Below are 19,669 nucleotides of genomic sequence, written 5' to 3' on the forward strand. Positions count from 1 at the left end.
AACTACGGTTCGTATTTAGAGAATGAAAAATTATAACTTTGAGGAAAGCCTTAGCATTTCTAAGCATTAAAAATGACCGACGAATTATTTATGCACGAAGCTTTAGTTTTAGCAAAAAAAGCTAATGAAAATAACGAAGTGCCGATAGGCGCGGTTTTGATAAAAGAGAATGAAATCGTTGGCCACGGCTTTAACGAGCCTATTACCCTAAACGACCCGACTGCCCACGCCGAAATTCTAGCCCTTCGCAATGCCGCCAAACAAGTCGGCAATTATCGTTTAGTAGACGCTACGCTCTACGTCACCCTAGAACCCTGCGCCATGTGCGTAGGCGCTATAATCCAAGCTCGCATCAAACGCCTCGTCTTCGGCGCATTCAATCCCCGCGCCGGCGCAGTCGAAAGCGTTTTCCCATTACTGAACAAACCACGCCTGAATCACCGTATTATTTGGACGGGCGGTGTGATAGCGGAGGCCTGCGCAGAACTGCTGAAGGCCTTTTTTCGGGCCCGACGCTAGAAAATTGATCCTTATAAGGTAAAAAAGACGATAATGGCGGCAGTCTCGCGAAAAACATAACGAAATCATTGTTTGTCCTATTCCGCAGGTGTTAATGGAATCACCCGATATTTTGAGTAAAAATTGACCTTCAAAGGCTAGAGCGAAGGCGGTGTACATCTAATGCTTCATCAATATTTAATTTTAGGATAAAGCAATTACTCATGTGTCATTTAATGGCTAAAATCACCGGTTTTGTAGAATAGGTGAGTTTATCGAAAGATTAATTAACCCTTTAAAAAACCTTATTCTATTAAGAATTCCTTGATAAAATTTTTGGCAAGCTATGAGAAATTAAAAGGAACTTTGATAGCCATGGATACAGCGATTTCAAATCAATTATTGCGCAAGTTTGACGATTACTCACATCATATTAAAACTACAGTATTATTATCACATGGATTTAGTTAATTTAGTGGATATATTCGAAAAGAAGTAAGAATGGTTCATATAGATAAAAAAGGCAAACTGTATGAAAGAAGAAAACCTAGATCACGAGTTATTAAAATCGAGATTATCCATTGTATTTGATGAAAATAGATTTAAAAAAGGTGAGAGATCGGCAGTAGAAGAGCAAGTTAAAATTTTTAACAATTTTTATCTCCCAGCCCTTGATGATGTTTTATTTGATTGTCATTTCCATTTAAAGTCGGAGAGGGAATTTACCAAATGGGTCAAGCGTTATCTTCAGAAAGCTTTATTTCTATTTTTTGCTGAATCGTCCCGCATTAATCAATTGTCAGAATGCTTTAAGGGGAATCTGCCTTTTGATTTCGATAAAATAAGTGATCAGAAGAAAAGAATAAGTATCGTGAAAAGAATTTTTTCTGCTCACGCTATTCAATTAGTAAGCAGATTTCAGGACTTTTCCTCGAGAAGGGAGTAAAGCTAATAAAAAGCGTATTTTGGGGTTACAACGGTATATCCAACAATATGTTCGAGGATTTCCTCTCTGTAAGGACAAAGAATTAAAGCAGGCTTTAAAAACGGCGGTAGTTAATTTTACCGTAAATATGATGAGTTAATCCGATCAGAAGATTTTCAAACGGTAATTGCAGAGGCTTACATTGAGGATGATCCAAGATGAAATAGGGTGATTAGAAAAGCAAAAAAGTAAACAAAGAATTGAAAAGAGACTTTCTGAGGTTTTAGCAGAAACTTGCCGCGATTGTCTGCATGATGATGATAATATCTCAAGACTTTTTCTAGCGCGAAAAATTTTTCTTTCAATACTGTCTATTTTTCACTGTGAAGATAAAGCTACGTATGTAAGAATTGTAAATTACGTAAGATAGAAAGAATTTAAGCTGAGCGGCAGTACTTTTTGTTTATTGACACCAAAAATGCCGGCAGGAGATATACAACTCAGTTTGAAAGAAATTTTTGCCTCGTAAAATAAGCAATTTCAAATCTTTACAAATTCTCCACAATGGGAAAAGGGAAAATATAATCTTCTTTTAGAAGATTTATTAAAAGCTGTCGAAAAATATTTAAAAGAAAGGAAAGCAGGGTATGATTTGGAAATCTATCGCTCTGGTTGCATTACCTTAGGAGCACACTATTATCAAAATGTAGAGACAGCGATTAAAATGAGAAAAATTCTTATAGCAGCACTCGAGCCGACGGCGGGTCTAAAGGAGAAAAGTGAGGCGTTACGTCTTTTCTTTTGTCAGAATAGTGCTGGTAGCGTAAAATACATGAAGTCATGCCTGATCTTCCTTTGTAGATTCGTGAGTCTATTACTCTCCCGGCAATAGACAGGCTGGCCGCACGAGCTAACCTAGTAGAACCTAAAAAAGAATTAATTAAATGGATGTTAAAACGGCTAACAAATCATAAAAACTTAATTTCTTCAGTAACTGATAATCTTGTTGCTAGGTTAAACTCATTCTTAAAGTTAGTTGAAGATCCTTCTTTTGAGGCTGGTGAGGCTTTACCAGTAATGAGCGCAGCGATTAACAAATTTGAGGGTTTGTACAGAATACGATGGAGAATTCGTCAACACCGTGGAGAAGAATATACGGACAAAGATTTTATCTTGCTGAGTTGTGAGAAAATAGTGGGCGGCATGGGGCAGTAACCATCTGCATTTTATGAAGCGGTGTATGAATTATTTACAAAAGATAAAGAACTAAAAAGTAAATTAATTTAAGAGAGAACAAACTGGAGCAAGAAGAATTCCTTGGTAGAGTGTTGCAAATTGCTCTAGGTTATCGATTAACAGGAGATGATTTTGAAGCTTATTTAGAATTTACTAAACTTTATGAAACCCCTTTAATGTTTCATAAAGTTTTAGGTCCCAAAAGACCAGCAGACGTAGTTTTATTTTTGGAAAAAGTTCAAAAAGATAATTGTAATAGGGATGATCTGCAAGAACGCATTTTTAATCGTAAGAAAGCTAAAAGATCTTCTGGGGCATTATTATTCAGCCTTCACCAGTGTACTCTACCGAATCCGGCTCAGGCTCAGGCTTCTGGTTCGGTTCCTTCTTCTCCTCCGGACTATGAGCTTCCCCCAGCGTTTGGTGTTAGTGATAGTTATACGTCTTTTGTCCACTAGCCTTCTCCTCTAGTTCGCTATAGGCACTTTTAGTTCGACAATTTTCATCAAAATATGTTGATAGGATTTATTGCAGCAAATTCCCAATACCGATGTTTGGGCAATCCCTGTCTGGCATTTGTTAGCCTGTGCAAATCCAGATATACTATCGTCCATTTAGAAATGAGAATACCCAATTCCTCCTCGGTGGAGGGTGTTGTTGTAATCGTACCATTACCACAAGCGGTAAAGGCCAAAAAACTTAAAGCCCGTCATCCTGCGAAGTCGGGAACGACGAAGTTTAAAAAAAATTAAACTGTGCTTTAAAAAGCGTTAATAATTAGGGGGACCTATGACATTTCCTGTTTCAGCCGGTAAAGGCATTGATGATTTTAATGTGATTATCGAAATACCCGCCAACGGGGGAGAGGTTAAGTACGAATACGATAAAGAATTGGGATTTTTGACGGTGGATCGGTTTATGCCGACATCAATGCGTTATCCGTGTAATTACGGGTTTGTGCCAAGTACGTTAGCGCAAGATGGGGATCCGTTAGATGTTTTAGTCCTAACGCCTGTGCCAGTTCAGCCGGGAGTGCTAATGCGTGTTCGAGCGGTGGGGATGATGAAAATGGAAGATGAAGCTGGAGAAGATAGCAAGGTTTTAGGCGTACCCGTTGTTAAAGCTTGCCGAGCTTATGAAGCTATTCAGTCTTTAAAAGATATTTCTCCCTTATCATTAGACGCCATTTCTCACTTCTTTGAACGTTATAAAGATTTAGAGCCAAATAAATGGGTTAAAGTGAAAGGTTGGGAAGATAAAGAGGCCGCGAAAAAAGAATTTGAGGAGAGTATTGTTCGTTTTAAAGAAAAGAAATGAGAAGTAGCCCGTATGAGCAAAGCGAAATGCGGGAGCAATACCGTGCATCTCCCCGTATTTCACTTTGCTTATACGGGCTACGCCGCGGGAATCAAAATTAACTTCTTGATGAGGATATATGACTGATACTCACTTGCTTTTTTTTGAAAAAGCGATAGCGCAAAATGCGATCCGACCGTCGTTAAATAAAACCTATCGAATGGATCAGACTACATGCGTTAACCACCTTCTGAAAACAATCGCTTTTACTCCCCGGTTGGAAGCAGCTGTCAGTCGTTTGGCCAAAGAGCTGGTAACGGCGGTGCGGGAACAAGAGAGTGAAAAGGGCGGTATCGAAGGTTTCATGATGCAATATGATTTATCCACTGAAGAAGGCATTTTATTAATGTGCTTAGCAGAAGCTTTGCTGCGCGTGCCGGATAAAGAAACCGAGAACCTTTTAATTCGGGATAAATTAACGAGTGCAGAATGGGATAAATACGTAGGTGCTAGAGAATCTTCGTTTGTGCATTTCGTGATGTGGGGACTTGCATTATCGGGAAAAATTTTAAAGACAGGAAAAGATGGACAATTCAAAAATGTTTGGCGTAATCTCGTTCGCAGAAGTAGCGAACCGGTCATCCGTAAAGCAGTTCGTGAAGCAATGAAATTAATGAGCGAACATTTTGTTTTGGGACGAACCATTGAAGAAGCTATCAAACGTTCACAAAGCGCTATAAAAGAAGGCTTTCGTCATTCTTACGATATGTTAGGTGAAGTGGCGCGCACCCAAGAGGACGCCGATCGTTATTATGATTCCTATCATCGTGCTATTAATGTTTTAGGAAAAAGTCATTCCACGAAATCCATTCATGCGGCGCCTGGCATTTCCGTTAAATTATCCGCTTTATACCCTCGGTACGATTTTAAAAAACGAGAATTAGCAGTGCCTTTTTTGATTGAGCGAGTAAAAGAATTGGCATTGCATGCTAAAGAACAAAAAATCGGCATGACCATTGACGCGGAAGAAGCGGATCGCTTAGATATTTCTCTCGATATTTTTGAAGCGCTTTTTACGGATGAGGTGTTTAAAAATTGGCAAGGGTTAGGGCTTGCTGTCCAAGCTTATCAAAAACGAGCCTTTTATTTAATTGATTGGTTAATTGATTTAGCCCAACGACAAAAGCGTCGCATTCCTGTTCGTTTAGTAAAAGGAGCTTATTGGGATACCGAAATAAAATTAGCGCAAATGGAAGGACTCAGTGGCTACCCGGTTTTTACCCGGAAAGTAAATACAGATATTTCTTACATTGCGTGCGCTCAAAAAATGTTGAGCGCACAAGACGCCATTTATCCGCAATTTGCAACGCACAATGCGTATTCCGTTGCGGCAATATTAAATCTTATGGATAACCGTTACGATAATTACGAATTTGAATTTCAGCAATTGCAGGGTATGGGTAAAGCGCTCCATCATTACATTGTCACTAAACTTAAATTACCGTGTCGAGTTTACGCACCTGTCGGCCATCACGAAGATTTATTGCCTTATTTAGTCCGACGATTACTTGAAAATGGTGCGAACAGTTCGTTTGTTAATCGTATTGCTAACAAAAGCGTGCCCGTTGATCAGCTTATTGAAAGTCCAGTCAAAAAAATCGAAGCCTTTGCTGATATTCCCAATCCGAAAATTCCTTTACCTAAAGGTATTTTCAAAACGCGGATTAATTCAAGTGGCATTGATTTAAGTAATTTGGCTGAATTAATGCTTTTAAATGAGGAAATTCGTCATGCTTTGGAAAAAGCATGGGAGGCAGCGCCGTTTTTACAGGAGATTAAAGATGGTAAACCTGTTTTTGATCCAACAGATAATCGTCGCCAAATTGGGGTAATTGAACTTGCGAATGAATCTGATGTAGAGAAAGCGATACAAGCGGGTCATTCAGCATTCCCAAACTGGGATCAAAAAGGGATTTCCGAACGGGTGACTATTTTAAGAAAAATGGCCGATTTATTAGAAAAACATAAAGCGGAATTAATGGCAGTGGTGGTTCGCGAAGGTGGAAGGACGCTGCAAAATGCACTCTCAGAAGTTCGAGAAGCGACAGACTTTTGTCGTTACTATGCTGAGCAGGCGGAACAGCATTTAAGTGATAAGATTTTGCCGGGTTACACGGGTGAAAGTAATACCCTGCGGATGAATGGACGTGGAATTATTTTATGTATTAGCCCTTGGAATTTTCCCATTGCTATTTTTACAGGGCAAATTGCCGCCGCTTTAGTGACTGGCAATGCCGTTATCGCAAAACCCTCGGGACAGACGCCTTTAACTGGCGCGCTGGTGACGCGGTTGTTTCATGAAGCGGGTGTGCCGAAAGAAATTTTGCAGTTAATGCCGGGTTCGGGCAAAACCGTGGGTCAGGCGCTTATCGAGGATACCAAAATCAGTGGCGTGATATTCACGGGTTTAGATGCTACCGCGCGACATATTCAAAAAACATTGGCCGCCCGCCCGGGCCCGATCGTGCCCTTTGTAGCAGAAACCTCCGGTATTAATGCCATGATCGCAGATTCGACCGCTTTACCCGAGCAGTTAGTTAATGACGTCATTGTTTCTGCCTTTGATAGTGCTGGACAGCGCTGTTCAGCACTTCGAATTTTGTATATTCAAGAAGATATTGCGGATGATGTTATTAGGATGCTAAAGGGCGCAATGGCCGAAATTAAAGTGGGCGACCCCCTGCTCCTATCCACGGATGTCGGTCCTGTTATTGATGCTAGCGCGCAAAAAACGCTGCAAAAGCACCAAGCATTGATGCAAAAAGAAGCGAAATTAATTTATAAAGTGGATTTGCCTCAGGAAACCGATTTTGGGACTTTCGTTGCGCCACAAGCCTACGAATTGCCTAATTTAGGACTGATTACTGAGGAAGTATTTGGACCTATTTTGCATGTTATTCGTTATAAGCGAGAAAATTTGACTAAAGTTATCGAAGAAATCAACGGGTTGGGTTACGGTTTAACCTTCGGCATCCAAAGCCGCATAGATGAAACAGTTGATTATATCCAGCAGCGTATTAACGCAGGAAATATTTACGTTAATCGGAATATGGTTGGCGCCGTGGTAGGGATGCAACCTTTTGGGGGTAGTTGGTTGTCTGGTACAGGTCCCAAAGCGGGTGGTCCTCATTATCTTCCCCGTTTTTGCATAGAAAGCATACTGACTATCAACACGACAGCAGTCGGCGGAAATGCTTTGCTTATGGCGATGGAGGATTAGCAGAAAGATGGATTCTCAAGCTTTCCTTGTTAAGATGGACGTCATTAAACTCATAATTCAGGAGATCTCTGATGATAAATGGGGGACTGTGTTTGACAGCTCCTATAAATGCGGGCAACCGGCGACGTTCCCCTAAAAGGGGTTATTAAAGGCTGGCAAGAAGCATTAACTCGTATGAAACCAGGGGCAATATGGGAAATTTACGTGTCGCCGCAATTGGCTTATTGTGAACAAGGCGCACCGGGAGTTATTGAGCCGAATGAAGTTTTAATTTTTAAAGTAAATTTAATTTCTGTAAAAAAGAAATAAAAATCCAGTAGCCCGTCTAGAGCGAAGCGGAATACGAGATTGCAATATTATTTCCCGTATTCCGCTTCGCTCTAGACGGGCTACTGGATTTTTGTTAAAATACGATGATTTGGGATCACTTATGCTGTTTTTGCAAGGCTCTCACGTTTATACTACCTTTCGACAGCAACAAATTCTTTCCCGTCTGAAACAAAAGCAAAATACAGTTCAATCCGTTGAAGCAACCTACGGTTATTTTATCGATGCTGAAAAACGCTTAAGTCGCGTTGATCAAGAACGTCTAGAACACTTATTGCCTAAAGCTTATTTTTCCGATTATCCAGAGTCTCCTGAAAATTTTTCAGCTTGGGTGACGCCTCGGTTGGGCACGATCTCACCGTGGTCATCTAAAGCAACGGATATCGCTCATAATTGCGAAATTCCCATTAATCGAATTGAGCGCGGTATTTACTTTATTATTGAAGGCGTTACCAAACGCGATAAAAAAGCCATTGAGAAAGTCGCTTCTGAATTATACGATCCTTTGACGGAATCGCTTTTATTCGATGCGGAAGATTTAGCTCAATTATTTCAACATCCCGCGCCAAAAACTTTCAATGAGATTCTAGTATTGGAAAAAGGAGAAGCGGCATTAAAAGAAGCCGATCAAAATTTTGGTCTCGCGTTAAGCGAGCATGACATCCATTATTTATTACGTGCTTTTCACCAATTAAATCGTAATCCCACTGAAATCGAATTGATGATGTTTGCTCAAGTTAATTCTGAACATTGCCGGCACAAAATTTTTAACGCTCAGTGGATCATCGATGGAAAAGAAAAAAAAGAATCTTTATTTGAGATGATTCGCTATACTTATAAAACTCATCCTGAAAAGATATTAGTGGCTTACAAAGATAATGCCGCCGTGATAAAAGGCTTTAATTGCGAATCCTTTTTTATTAATCCCAGCAATTATTCGTATCAAAAACAAACAGAGTGCCTCCACACCGTTCTAAAAGTAGAAACGCATAATCACCCCACCGCCATCGCACCTTTCGCAGGAGCTGCTACTGGCAGTGGCGGAGAAATTCGTGATGAAGCGGCCACCGGGCGTGGCGCGCAAAGCCTAGCGGGTTTAGCCGGTTTTTCGGTTTCTCATCTAAGAATTCCTGATTTTTTACAACCGTGGGAAGAAGAGTACTCAAAAAAATCCCTTCACTCGGACTCCAAGCCAAAAACATTGGCGTCGGCATTGGACATTATGCTCGAAGGACCAATTGGGGCTGTGTCGTTTAATAATGAATTTGGACGCCCGAATATTTGTGGCTATTTTCGAACGTTAGAGCATTTATCTTCTAAAAATTTGAAATGGGGTTATCGCAAACCCATCATGATAGCGGGTGGTATCGGACACATTCGCGAGTCTCAAATTGAAAAACAACCTTTTACGAGAGGGGCTTTGTTGATAGTGTTGGGAGGCCCTGCGATGGCCATAGGTTTAGGTGGCGGCTCTGCCTCATCTCGTACAAGTGGAGAATCAACAGAGGCATTGGATTTTGCCTCCGTTCAACGGCCCAATCCCGAAATGCAGCGTCGAGCGCAAGAGGTTATCAACGCCTGTTTATCTCTAGACGATGATAATCCCATTTTAAGCATTCACGACGTCGGTGCCGGCGGATTATCCAACGCCTTTCCCGAATTGGTTCATGCGACGGAATGTGGGGGTGAATTTGAATTGCGTCATATCCCGAATGCGGAACTGGGAATGAGTCCTCTAGAAATATGGTGTAACGAGGCCCAAGAACGTTTTGTATTAGCCATCAAGCCTGAATCTTTGAAAGTTTTTAGTGGTATTGCTGAGCGAGAGCGCTGTCCTTTTGCAGTAGTAGGGTGGGCGAAAGAGGAAAAAAAATTAATCCTCAACGATGCACATTTTCATAATCGTCCTATCGATCTCCCGCTTTCTTTTTTGTTTGAGGACATGCCGTCGATGAAGCGTGAAGATAAACTTGTTTTTTCGAGAGAAATGGTGTGGAATATTTCGAAAATTAATTGGGCTGATGCAGTCAAACGCGTTTTACAGTATCCGTGTGTTGCGGACAAAAGTTTTTTGATCACGATTGGTGATCGAACTGTTGGAGGCATGGTAGCGCGCGATCAAATGGTGGGGCCTTGGCAAATACCAATTGCTGATGTTGCTGTCACTACTCACAGTTTTACGAGTTACGAAGGGCAAGCATTGGCGATGGGTGAACGTTCACCCATCGCGATTATCCATCCTGCTGCTTCTGCTCGAATGGCAGTAGGAGAAGCGATTACTAATATTTCAGCCGCCCCGATTAGAGCTATTTCAGATATTGTTTTATCGGCTAACTGGATGGCCGCCCCCGATCAACCGGGGGAGGGCGCGGGTTTATATGAGGCTGTGCAAACCGTGGCAAAAGAATTATGCCCCGCTTTAGGCATTTGTATTCCGGTAGGGAAAGATTCTTTGTCCATGAGGACCTCATTGGAAAAAGAAATTATCACTGCGCCCTTATCATTAATTATTACCGCTACCGCGCCGGTTAGCGATGTCCGCCATGCGCTAACACCACAACTACAAACAGATATCGGTGAAACAAGATTGTTATTAATCGGCTTAAGGCAAGGCGCTAATTTCCTTGGCGGCTCTTGTTTGGCCCAGACGCATAATTTATTAGGAAAACAACCACCGGATGTCGATGATCCTCTATTATTGCGCGGTTTCTTTGAAGCGATCCAATCACTCAACCAAAAAAATTTATTACTTGCTTATCACGATCGTTCCGATGGCGGATTATTAGCAACGCTTTGCGAAATGGCTTTCGCCGCTCATGTTGGTATAACTATAAAATTGGATTCTTTAGGCGATGACGCTTTAGCCAGTGTTTTTAATGAGGAATTGGGCGCGGTGATACAGGTCAAAGAACAAGATATTGATATCGTTTTTGAAATTTTAAAATCGTATAAATTACAAGCCCACAGCCATGTTATTGGTGAATTAAATCAATTGGATGAAATTATTTTTAATTTCTGGGGTCAAACGCTTTACCAAGAAACTCGCACAACCTTGCAACGATGGTGGAGCGAAACGAGCTATCGTTTGCAATCCATTCGCGACAATCCCGAGTGTGCCAAACAACAATATGATGGTTTGCTAGATAAAAAAGACTCTGGATTATTTACAAAAATAACTTTTGATAATAACGAAGATATTGCGCTTCCCTATATTAATGGCGGTAAACGACCGCGCGTTGCAATTTTACGAGAACAAGGTACGAATGGTCATCGAGAAATAGCAGCAGCGTTTCATTTAGCTGGTTTTGAAAGCGTTGACGTTCATATGAGTGATTTATTAAATGAACGCGTTAATTTAATGGATTTTAAAGGAGCGATTGCCGGTGGGGGTTTTTCTTATGGAGATGTTTTAGGCGCTGGGCGCGGATGGGCGCAAGTTATTTTAATGCATCCCAAAATACGCGATAAATTCAGTCTATTTTTTGAAAGCAAAGATCGTTTTGCGCTAGGGGTTTGCAACGGCTGCCAGCTCTTTTCTCATTTAAAATCACTTATTCCCGGTGCTGGACATTGGCCGGATTTCCAACGAAACGCTTCGGAACAGTTTGAGGCGCGATTGTCGATGGTAGAAATCCCGCAATCGCCTTCTCTTTTTTTTCAAGGGATGGCTGGGAGCCAGTTACCTGTCGCCGTAGCGCACGGGGAAGGCCGTGTTGTTTTTGAGAAAGGTACACAAGAATTTGAAAATAAAGAACTTATTGCTTTGCGCTATGTGAATTATGCCGGCCAGCCCACCGAAAATTATCCCGCTAATCCCAATGGCAGCCTCAAAGGCATTACTGGGCTTACTATTCCTGACGGGCGCATCACTATTTTAATGCCGCATCCCGAACGCGTTTTTCGCACCGTCCAATTTTCTTGGCACCCCAAAGAATGGTCCGAAATGAGTCCCTGGATGCGAATTTTCAAAAACGCGCGAAAGTGGGTGGGTTGAGAGAGCAGGGTGGGATTTTGATTTTCTATTCAACCCAGGTTGCTCTCATTGTTATTCGCGTTTATTCACCCGAATGGTGATCCACAATAGGCTTATCCGTAAAAAGATATTCTCGCAGCTCTTTATCGAATACAGGGTTGTGGGGATGAATCCATTCTAGCACCATTGCGGCGTGTTTTTTTCTTCATCATGATTGTGGGATAAATATGAAGGAAAAAACTCAAGTCCTTGATGAGGGCTAAAGGCTAAAAATATTGAAGGAACGAAAAGTCCGAGTTTTATTAATTGAAGACGATAAGTTATCAAAAAATATCGAAAAAATATTTTTAGAAGAGTTTGGCTATAAAGTTGACACCGCCTCAAACGCCAATGAAGCTTTAGTAAAGTTTAATGAAAGCTATGAATTAATTTGTACGGATATTGGCTTGCCTGATAAAGACGGGTATGCTTTAGTTCGTGAAATTCGCTAAATGGCGAATAGCCAGAAACTGGTTCCAATTCTAGCAATGACGGCGCACGTATTTGATCGGGAGAAAAATAAATGTCTCAAGGCCGGCATGAATGGTTTTATTACTAAGCCGGTAACCGTCGAAGAAATTAGAAGAGCACTTTTAGATTATCTATTTTAATTAGAGAAGGAGATAAATATGCTAGAGGAAAAAGAGGAGGACGTTATGTACGTTGCCCTACCGAAAATGAAGGACGGTCGGACGTTCATTTCGATCCTTCATTAGGTGTAAGTGACCCTTATGTGGCCGCTTTTCTAAGTTGGATAAAAACGGCAGGAATTTTTGATCGATCTTCCTCGCAACCCGTGAGTGCAAAAATAATCCTGGCTATTCTTTATATCGTTAGCTTTGCAGGGTCAGTCGTGACAATTGAATTAGGATGGCGTTTTGGTGATACAGCCGTTGGCTTATTAAATAAAGTGTTTAATAAAATATTTAAAACAGACGTTTCTTTCGGTGATTCTGAGGGCTGGCCCTCGAAATTTTTAGGCGGTATTTTTGCTTGTACCTCTTATATTATCATATCCGGTTTAAGTGTATTTGCTTGCCATCGGCTTGTTCAGCATTGGAATGCCCGAAAAAGCGAAAAAACTGATGGAAGAGGATCATCGCGTTGTGAGGTCAACCTTAGGTGGTTTTAATAATTTTATTAACTCTCCGGCGAGTTCGCTGGCGCAAGTTTTATTCTCGCTGAAATATCTACCTTCTCCCTGGAATATGGTTTTTGCGTTCTCTGCTTTTGTATCATTAACGGTTTTGAACCGCGAGGCTTTTAACGAACTGATTAACCGCGCGGTGCGTTGGTGTTTTGCGGATGATCCTCAAATTAACAAAGAACGTAATCAATTAAAGACTCGTTTTAAAAGGGCGAGGGAATTGCAGTGGACGAGCGCGGAAGAAGCTCTTTTTTGAGCCTCAAATACCTTTGCTAGAGAAGTTAAAATACTTATAGGAAAAAGCGTGTGGAGAATGGGAAACAATTGAATCTCCGCAAAGTGAGGTAGAGGAAGGAACTCCGTTATTGTCAAACGCTTCCGAAGGCTCGCGCGCTGGTGAATGGGTAAATAAAATTATTAAAGGGAGCATCGTGGCCATGAGTCCTTCGCCTGCCTTGGTTTATGTGCTCGTTGTTTATGAAGAATTAAACCATCGTCTCGGGAAAGGAATTGCGATTTCAGCAGCAACTTTAACTGGGACAGGGAGTTTTGCATTATTTTCCGTTCAAATGCTAAAAGCTTTGTACGGTGAAAAATCAAAGGTCGATAAGAAAGTGGAATGCGTATCAACTCTTATGGGGTTCTGTGCAACTAGTCTATTGCTTTATGTTCTGATGCAATATGCATTGCGCGTTCCAGTACTATGGGTTTTTGTTCTGTTCTTAGCGATCGCTTCTACGGCAGTAAGACGTCACGGCGCGAAACAATTGTTAGACGCAACAACAGCCACCCTAGCTACTCTACTATTCGCTATTATGGCATGGAAAACTCCTACCTTGTTTCAATGGGTAATTTTAATTACAAATGCAATTTTGATGCTTATCCAGCAACGGTTAATTTATCTGGCATGCAGCAGAGAAGCGGTGAGTCAATTGAGTATAACTACTTATAGTAGCGCGTTATTTTCTCGGTTATTGTAGGGTGGATATTGTGGAAAGAAAACATTACTCTACTGACAATAATCGTAATTTTGCTGGTAATTATTGGCAGCTATCAAGTTGTTCTAACTAAACCCTCGGAACAAAGAATGCTTTTACGGAAAAAATTAATATAGTTCTGTAATTCATGGGGGTTACAGAAGACTAAAGCCTTTTTGTAAGCCATTAAAGAAATCACGTTGGGCTTTTGCTGCCATTAAGGCACCCTTTCGTAATAATTCTCGATTTATCTTACTTTCTTTTAAGTGGGGGACTAAGCTTTGTTTTAAGTTGTTTCCATGCTCTTTATCTAGAACCGAATATAATTTAAAGTGATAAAGTGATTCTTCAGTAAATCGGTGTTGATTTTGTAATCCTTTATAAATGTTGTAACTATAATGGATTAGGGCATTTTCTAAGCCGGGTAACATACACCCCATGCTTCCATAAAAGGAGCGTGGATGAGTAAATTTTCGATCTTGTTGAGAGTTTCGTTCGTATAATCATGAGGATAAGAGTTTTTTTAAATCGACTTCATTGAGACCAACAACTTTAGCAAATTGAATAAACATATTCATATGAGATTGTTCAGGGTCAATGTTCTCCGAACTGATGATACCAAGCTCATCAATTAAATTACTAGCGACAGCGGATCGTATTTTATCATCGAACGACCGCCATATACTAATCCCTAAAAAACGGGAAAAATGGTAGCCGTAGTAATAAAATTGTTGGGCAAATATTTGTAGCTCTTTATCATTAAGACGGTCAAATTGATAAATCAGAGGAGTTTCTATAATAATTTTTATAGTCTCTTTTTCCAATTTTTCAAAAAAATCATCGGCGGTCGACGTTGTGTCTACCAGCAGCTCCGTCATTATTAGGAGAAGTAAAGTAATTAGTAATTTTTTGTTTCACGGGAAAACTCCTCTGATCAGTTTTGACAGAGTTACACGTATAACTGGACCTCAGATATTAAATTATGAACTAATTTTAAGAATTTTTAAAAAAATTTATAAGCTTTAACCCCTATTTATAACAGAAGTCGATTAAAAAATTAAGTGAAAATTAAAAAAAATTTTATAAAAGAGAAAGTTCTTATTTTATAATTTACAGAATTAAAAAATAAGAAAATTTTATTCCTCATAGTTTTTATAAACCTCTTCCTATCGAGACATTTAATATTATCTTTCTTTATTTCCAGAGAAATTTTTTGAAACTAAAACAGATTGTTTAAAATTTTCTCTTTTTTTAAACGCTTTAATTTTTTAGAAAGCTGGTGTCGCTGATTATATAGAAAATAGCCCAGCGTTATGAATTTCTATCGCTGTAAAATCAGGAAGCTTTTTCGAGCGAATCAATTAGCTGCTTTAAAAACCGGGCGATTTCGCCTCCTGTAATTATTCGATGATCGCTTGTTACTGAAAGCGGCAATATCCGATGGACAGCGGGTTTGCCATCAACAGGCACGATTTCATCCCGGGTGCGGCCAACGCCGATAATGGTCACCATAGGTGGTAAGAGAATAGGATTGGCATAACGTCCCGCAAAAGTGCCAAAATTGGAAAGCATGATCGTAGCGTCGCGCAGATCTTCCGGTGGGAAACTGCGGCTTTGAGCGAGTTCTTTGAAGCGATTGATTTGGTTTCGAAGCGCTGTATCATCCTGGTGGCTGACGCCTTTTGATACAGGAACATACAGTCCTTGAGGGGTATCCACGGCTATTCCAATATTAATCGCTTCATTCAGTTTATAACTCAGAGTCTCACCGTCGAAATGAGCGTTCATAATGGGCATTACTTGGCAAGCCGCTTCGATTGCGCGGATAATCCGCAGGGTGATATCTTGTTCGCCTTTCCAGGTAGACAAATCGGCGTCATCCACCAAGCTCACGGGAACGACCTCTCGATGGGATTGAGACATGCTTTGGGCCATGGCTCGCCGCATGGGGGGTAATGGAGTAAGTTCTCCTTCAATTTTAGGGCTCTTGACCGTTTTAGTAATTTTGGCGGCTTGCTTGACTTCTTCGGCAGAAATTAGTGAGCCTTTAGGTATGATCGTGGTAAGATCAACGCCCAATTGTTTGGCCAACATACGAACGGCGGGGGTGGCTTTAAAAATTTTTTTCTCGGCCGCTTTTTTAACGGGGATACCCGCGCCTGATTCCTCCAAAACAGTGTGGCCTGTTTCAATAGCTCCAACGACAGTGGCGGCATCTTTAGGTTCTTCGGTTTCAGCTTCGCCTTCAAATCCAATCAAGGGGCTTCCCGTTTCAATAACATCGCCAACTTCACCAAATAATTTTTTGATCTTGCCAGCAAGGGGAGAAGGGACGTCCACCAATGCTTTTGCTGTTTCCATAGCCAATAAAGGCTGGTCGATCTTCACTTCATCCCCCACGGTGATATACCATTCTCGAATGGTGGCATCGGGCAATCCCTCTCCAAGGTCAGGTAATTTAAAAATTTTCATTAAGAAAACTCCATTAATGATTGGACGGTTTTGATAATTCGATCTGAGTTCGGCATGTATTTTTTTTCGAGCTTAAAATAAGGCATTATCGTGTCATACCCAGCGACTCGCTTTACGGGAGCCATTAGAGATAGCAAGCCGTGTTCAGCGATACCTGCAGCGATTTCGGCGCCCACCCCGCCAGTAAGCGGAGCTTCGTGAATGATAACGCAGCGGCCGGTTTTTTCGACGGATTGTAATATCGTATCCATATCAATTGGCTTGATCGTAGCGACATCGATGACTTCAGCCTCGATACCTTGCTCTTTCAATTGTTCGACCGCTTCCAATGTTTCTTTGATCATTGCTCCCCAAGTGACGAGAGTGATGTCGCCACCTTCGCGTAATAAAAAGCATTGATCCAACGGCAGCGCTTTCCCATCATTGGGAACTTCTTGTTTTACTAATCGATAGATCCGTTTGGGTTCAAAGAAAAGGACAGGGTCAGGGTTGCGGATAGATGCTAATAGCAAACCATACGCCCGAGCGGGTGAAGAAGGAATGACGACTCGTACGCCGGGAATGTGCGCAAAAAGCGCTTCCATACTTTCCGAGTGATGCTCCGGAGCATGGATGCCACCGCCAAAAGGGGCTCGATACACAATAGGACAATGGAGACGTCCACGGGTTCGGTTACGTAATCGGGCAGCGTGACTTAAGATATGATCGAGGGCCGAATAAATAAATCCCTCAAATTGAAATTCAGCGACGGGTTTTAAACCTTGAGTCGCCATCCCCACTGAAATACCGGCAATCATGCTTTCGGCTAATGGCGTGTCCAAAACGCGGTGTAGCCCGAATTTTTCCACCAACCCAACGGTGGCGCGGAAAACCCCACCATTAATCCCGACATCTTCCCCGAGAACGATAACGGAGTCGTCTTTAGCCATTTCGTAGAATAAGGCCTGATTGACGGCTTCAACCAGTGTGATTTTATCCATGGTGTGCCTCTCTGTTTCATATCATTACCCACGTCCTACATCCTACAGCCTTTCAATTTTAGCTTCGTCATAGCAAGGCGGGAATCCAGGCGCGCCGAAGGTGCACTGCGCACAGGTACGCCAGATCCTCGCCTGCGGCGAGATGACGGAGTTTTTAAGTTTTTTGCCTTACTCTTTGTGGGTAATGATATGCTCTATTTTTAACCCCCTCTCCCTAATTCTCTCTCCTGAGGGGAGAGGGAGAGCAGTTAATTAAATTCCCTTTCCCGCTTGCTAGAGGGGTTAGGGAAAGGGTTTATTATCAGCCAATTCCTCCCGCTGTTTTTTTAACGATACCGGAAGTTCTGCATAAAGATAATCAAACATGTCCGTGGCTTTAGGCGGCGGTATAGTTAAAAATTCTTCTACCACCCGGTCAACTTCTTGCGCAAGTTCTTTTTGTAAAACGGCTTCTTTTTCTCGTGACCAAAGACCTTGGGACTCAAGATAATACCCTAACCTCGCGATAGGTTCTTTTTGCCAAGCGACTTTCCATTCTTCTTGTGAAATATACCGGGTGGCATCATCGACAGTGGTGTGATCGCATAACCGATAAGAGAGTGCTTCAATTAGGGTCGGTCCTCCCCCATCGCGGGCTTTTTCTAAAGCTTTGGAAACGGCGTGGCGGACTGCGATTACGTCGTTCCCATCCACTTGCCAGCCTTCAAATCCCCCGGCGATTGCTTTTTGAGCTAATGTTTGGCAATGAGTTTGTTTACCGCGAGCCACTGAAATTGCCCATTGGTTGTTGTTGATAATAAAGACTAAAGGCAAATGCCAACAACCGGCTAAATTGATGGCCTCGTAAAAATCGCCTTTGGAAGTACCGCCATCCCCGCAGATGGTCAGGACCGCACGCACTTGTTTGCGGTATTTCACCGCGTAGGCTACTCCCGCGGCGTGAAGAAGTTGTCCAGCGATAGGGACACAGTTCGGAAAATTGTCTTTAACGTCGGGATTCGCGTACCGGCTGCCCCGTTCATCCCCCCCCCAATAGGTTAGAATTTCGGATAATTTGACCCCATGTTCAAATAACGCTCCTTGGTCCCGGTAATAAGGGCAAAAAATATCTTCCTTTTGCATGGCACTCCCCATCCCGATGCCCACCGCTTCCTGTCCGCGGGAGGAAGGGTAGGTCCCCATCTTTCCGGTTCGCTGTAAATTAATCGCTTTGTTGTCCAATTGGCGAATCAAAGCCATTCGGCGATATAAATAAAGCAGCGTATCAGGATCGGCGAAGTCGGGAAAGGGTTGGGTAGGATTGCTGTTAGCATCAAGAAATTGTAAATGCCGAATGGTGAAATTGGCGACGGTCGTAGTTTTTGGGGTCATACAGTTTCCAAGTAATCAGTTGTGTCGGCCAATTTTTCTTTTGCAATTAAATCAACTACCTCGCTTGTCGGCTTATTCTCTTTGGCAGCACGTTCAAATAATTCTAAAAGACGATCGTACAGTTTTTCGATGAGTTGATTAGCGATCTCGATGTTATGGTAGTCGTGGATGGAGGCTGCTTGAATCAATCCTCCGGAATTGACGACGTAATCAGGCGCGTAGAGAAATCCCCGCTGTTGCGCGATAGCACCATATTTGCGATGAGCGAGTTGATTATTGGCGGGACCCGCAATAATAGGGGCTTTAATTCGATTTAAAGTATTTAAATTAATAACGCCACCCACCGCGCAAGGCGAAAAAATATCGCATTGGACGTCGTAAATATTTTCCAGTTCCACCACGGTTGCCTGAAATTCTTTTACAAAAAGTTCAGTGGCTTCGGGTTTAGGGTCGCAAATGGAGATAGTAACGCCGTGTTGATTCAACAATTGTGCGAGATAATAAGCAGTTTTCCCCGCCCCTTGGAGAGCGACATGCAGGCCTTCAACATCATCACGTCCCCATTTAAATTTAACCGCTGCTTTAATGCACTGAAAAACGCCGCGAGAAGTAAAAGGGGAGGGATCGCTTTGCAGCTCATCCGTTCCTGCGGCACCGATCACATGAGAGGTGGATTCCGCAATAATATCCATGTCATCGGTGGTTGTTCCAACATCCATCGCAGTGATGTAGCGGCCGTTCATGTCATGAACGAAATCACCAAAAGAACGAAAAAGAGCCTTTCGATCAGGAATAACACGAGGTTTTAAAATCACGGCTTTAGCTCCGCCGTGAGGCAGGTCGGAAACGGCCGCTTTTAAGGTCATCATGTAAGAAAGACGGATAACGTCTTTTAACGCTAACCCGAGGGAAGAATATTCAAAAAAGCGACAACCGCCGATAGCAGGTCCGCGTTTGGTGCTATGGATAGCGATAATGGCTTGTAAACCCGTTTGGGAATCGTTTTTAACGTGGATGTCACCAAAACCCAGCATTCGAGCGTAGCGCATAAGCCCTTCATGCGAGTAATGATGAGCCAATGTTTTGGGCATAAAATAAAATCCTTCTAGAAAAATTCTAGGGAAAAATTGGCATAATAGTAGCAAGGA

11 protein-coding genes and 7 pseudogenes are annotated in these 19,669 nt (G+C 42.0%); 12 read left to right on the forward strand and 6 right to left on the reverse strand.

The features are described 5' to 3' along the window. Positions 1 to 72 precede the first annotated feature (72 nt). From tadA to purL, 9 genes and pseudogenes are all read left to right on the forward strand, one after another. Positions 73 to 519 carry a tRNA adenosine(34) deaminase TadA gene (tadA, locus tag OWO34_RS03000; RefSeq protein ID WP_267256516.1) on the forward strand — a complete coding sequence of 149 codons (447 nt, stop codon included), beginning with the start codon at positions 73 to 75 and terminating at the stop codon, positions 517 to 519. Positions 520 to 562: 43 nt separating this feature from the next. After that, positions 563 to 646, forward strand: a pseudogene (locus tag OWO34_RS03005) (hypothetical protein); the annotation flags it as partial. Between the two features lie 384 nt (positions 647 to 1,030). Continuing rightward, on the forward strand, positions 1,031 to 1,444 hold the full coding sequence (locus OWO34_RS03010) for a hypothetical protein (protein WP_267256517.1): 414 nt from the start codon (positions 1,031 to 1,033) through the stop codon (positions 1,442 to 1,444). Between the two features lie 927 nt (positions 1,445 to 2,371). After that, a complete protein-coding gene (locus OWO34_RS03015) occupies positions 2,372 to 2,638 on the forward strand; it encodes a hypothetical protein (protein WP_267256518.1) in 267 nt (88 codons plus the stop codon). Between the two features lie 110 nt (positions 2,639 to 2,748). After that, positions 2,749 to 3,117: a hypothetical protein gene (locus OWO34_RS03020; RefSeq protein WP_267256519.1), complete on the forward strand. Its 369-nt coding sequence runs from the start codon at positions 2,749 to 2,751 to the stop codon at positions 3,115 to 3,117. Between the two features lie 331 nt (positions 3,118 to 3,448). After that, positions 3,449 to 3,976, forward strand: coding sequence for an inorganic diphosphatase (gene ppa / locus OWO34_RS03030; RefSeq protein WP_267256520.1), 528 nt, complete (start codon positions 3,449 to 3,451; stop codon positions 3,974 to 3,976). Positions 3,977 to 4,094: 118 nt separating this feature from the next. Continuing rightward, positions 4,095 to 7,235 carry a bifunctional proline dehydrogenase/L-glutamate gamma-semialdehyde dehydrogenase PutA gene (gene putA, locus OWO34_RS03035; protein ID WP_267256521.1) on the forward strand — a complete coding sequence of 1,047 codons (3,141 nt, stop codon included), beginning with the start codon at positions 4,095 to 4,097 and terminating at the stop codon, positions 7,233 to 7,235. Positions 7,236 to 7,317: 82 nt separating this feature from the next. Next, a pseudogene (locus OWO34_RS03040) lies at positions 7,318 to 7,544 on the forward strand (FKBP-type peptidyl-prolyl cis-trans isomerase); the annotation flags it as partial. Between the two features lie 121 nt (positions 7,545 to 7,665). Further along, positions 7,666 to 11,556 (forward strand): phosphoribosylformylglycinamidine synthase, encoded by a 3,891-nt coding sequence (purL, locus tag OWO34_RS03045; protein WP_267256553.1) that lies wholly within the window; start codon positions 7,666 to 7,668, stop codon positions 11,554 to 11,556. 61 nt (positions 11,557 to 11,617) lie between these two features. On the opposite strand, the pseudogene OWO34_RS03050 reads toward purL, so the two are convergent. Beyond that, positions 11,618 to 11,760, reverse strand: a pseudogene (locus OWO34_RS03050) (ferritin family protein); the annotation flags it as partial. Between the two features lie 5 nt (positions 11,761 to 11,765). On the opposite strand from OWO34_RS03050, the pseudogene OWO34_RS03055 reads away from it, so the two are divergent. The 3 pseudogenes from OWO34_RS03055 to OWO34_RS09725 all read left to right on the forward strand — a co-directional run. Then, positions 11,766 to 12,185 (forward strand): annotated as a pseudogene (locus OWO34_RS03055) (response regulator); the annotation flags it as partial. Positions 12,186 to 12,203: 18 nt separating this feature from the next. Beyond that, a pseudogene (locus OWO34_RS03060) lies at positions 12,204 to 13,512 on the forward strand (CBU_0635 family Dot/Icm T4SS effector); the annotation flags it as partial. Next, positions 13,504 to 13,835, forward strand: a pseudogene (locus tag OWO34_RS09725) (EamA family transporter); the annotation flags it as partial. The pseudogenes OWO34_RS03060 and OWO34_RS09725, both read left to right, overlap by 9 nt. A gap of 18 nt (positions 13,836 to 13,853) precedes the next feature. Here the strand turns inward: OWO34_RS09725 and OWO34_RS03065 are convergent. From OWO34_RS03065 to OWO34_RS03085, 5 genes and pseudogenes are all read right to left on the reverse strand, one after another. Next, positions 13,854 to 14,576 (reverse strand): annotated as a pseudogene (locus tag OWO34_RS03065) (iron-containing redox enzyme family protein). Positions 14,577 to 15,033: 457 nt separating this feature from the next. Continuing rightward, positions 15,034 to 16,170, reverse strand: a complete 1,137-nt coding sequence (locus OWO34_RS03070) for a dihydrolipoamide acetyltransferase family protein (protein ID WP_267256522.1) — start codon at positions 16,168 to 16,170, stop codon at positions 15,034 to 15,036. Then, positions 16,170 to 17,150: an alpha-ketoacid dehydrogenase subunit beta gene (locus OWO34_RS03075; protein WP_267256523.1), complete on the reverse strand. Its 981-nt coding sequence runs from the start codon at positions 17,148 to 17,150 to the stop codon at positions 16,170 to 16,172. Before OWO34_RS03075 ends, OWO34_RS03070 begins: the two co-directional genes overlap by 1 nt. Before the next feature lie 282 nt (positions 17,151 to 17,432). After that, the gene (gene pdhA, locus OWO34_RS03080; RefSeq protein ID WP_267256524.1) at positions 17,433 to 18,521 is read right to left on the reverse strand and encodes a pyruvate dehydrogenase (acetyl-transferring) E1 component subunit alpha; all 1,089 of its coding nucleotides are present in this window, start codon (positions 18,519 to 18,521) and stop codon (positions 17,433 to 17,435) included. After that, entirely contained in the window at positions 18,518 to 19,666 is a 1,149-nt protein-coding gene (locus OWO34_RS03085; protein ID WP_267256525.1) for a Leu/Phe/Val dehydrogenase, read from the reverse strand. The genes pdhA and OWO34_RS03085 overlap by 4 nt, the downstream gene beginning before the upstream one ends. Between the last annotated feature and the right edge of the window lie 3 nt (positions 19,667 to 19,669).

It is taken from the genome of Coxiella endosymbiont of Ornithodoros maritimus (genome assembly GCF_907164965.1).
Taxonomy (GTDB): Bacteria; Pseudomonadota; Gammaproteobacteria; order Coxiellales; family Coxiellaceae; genus Coxiella.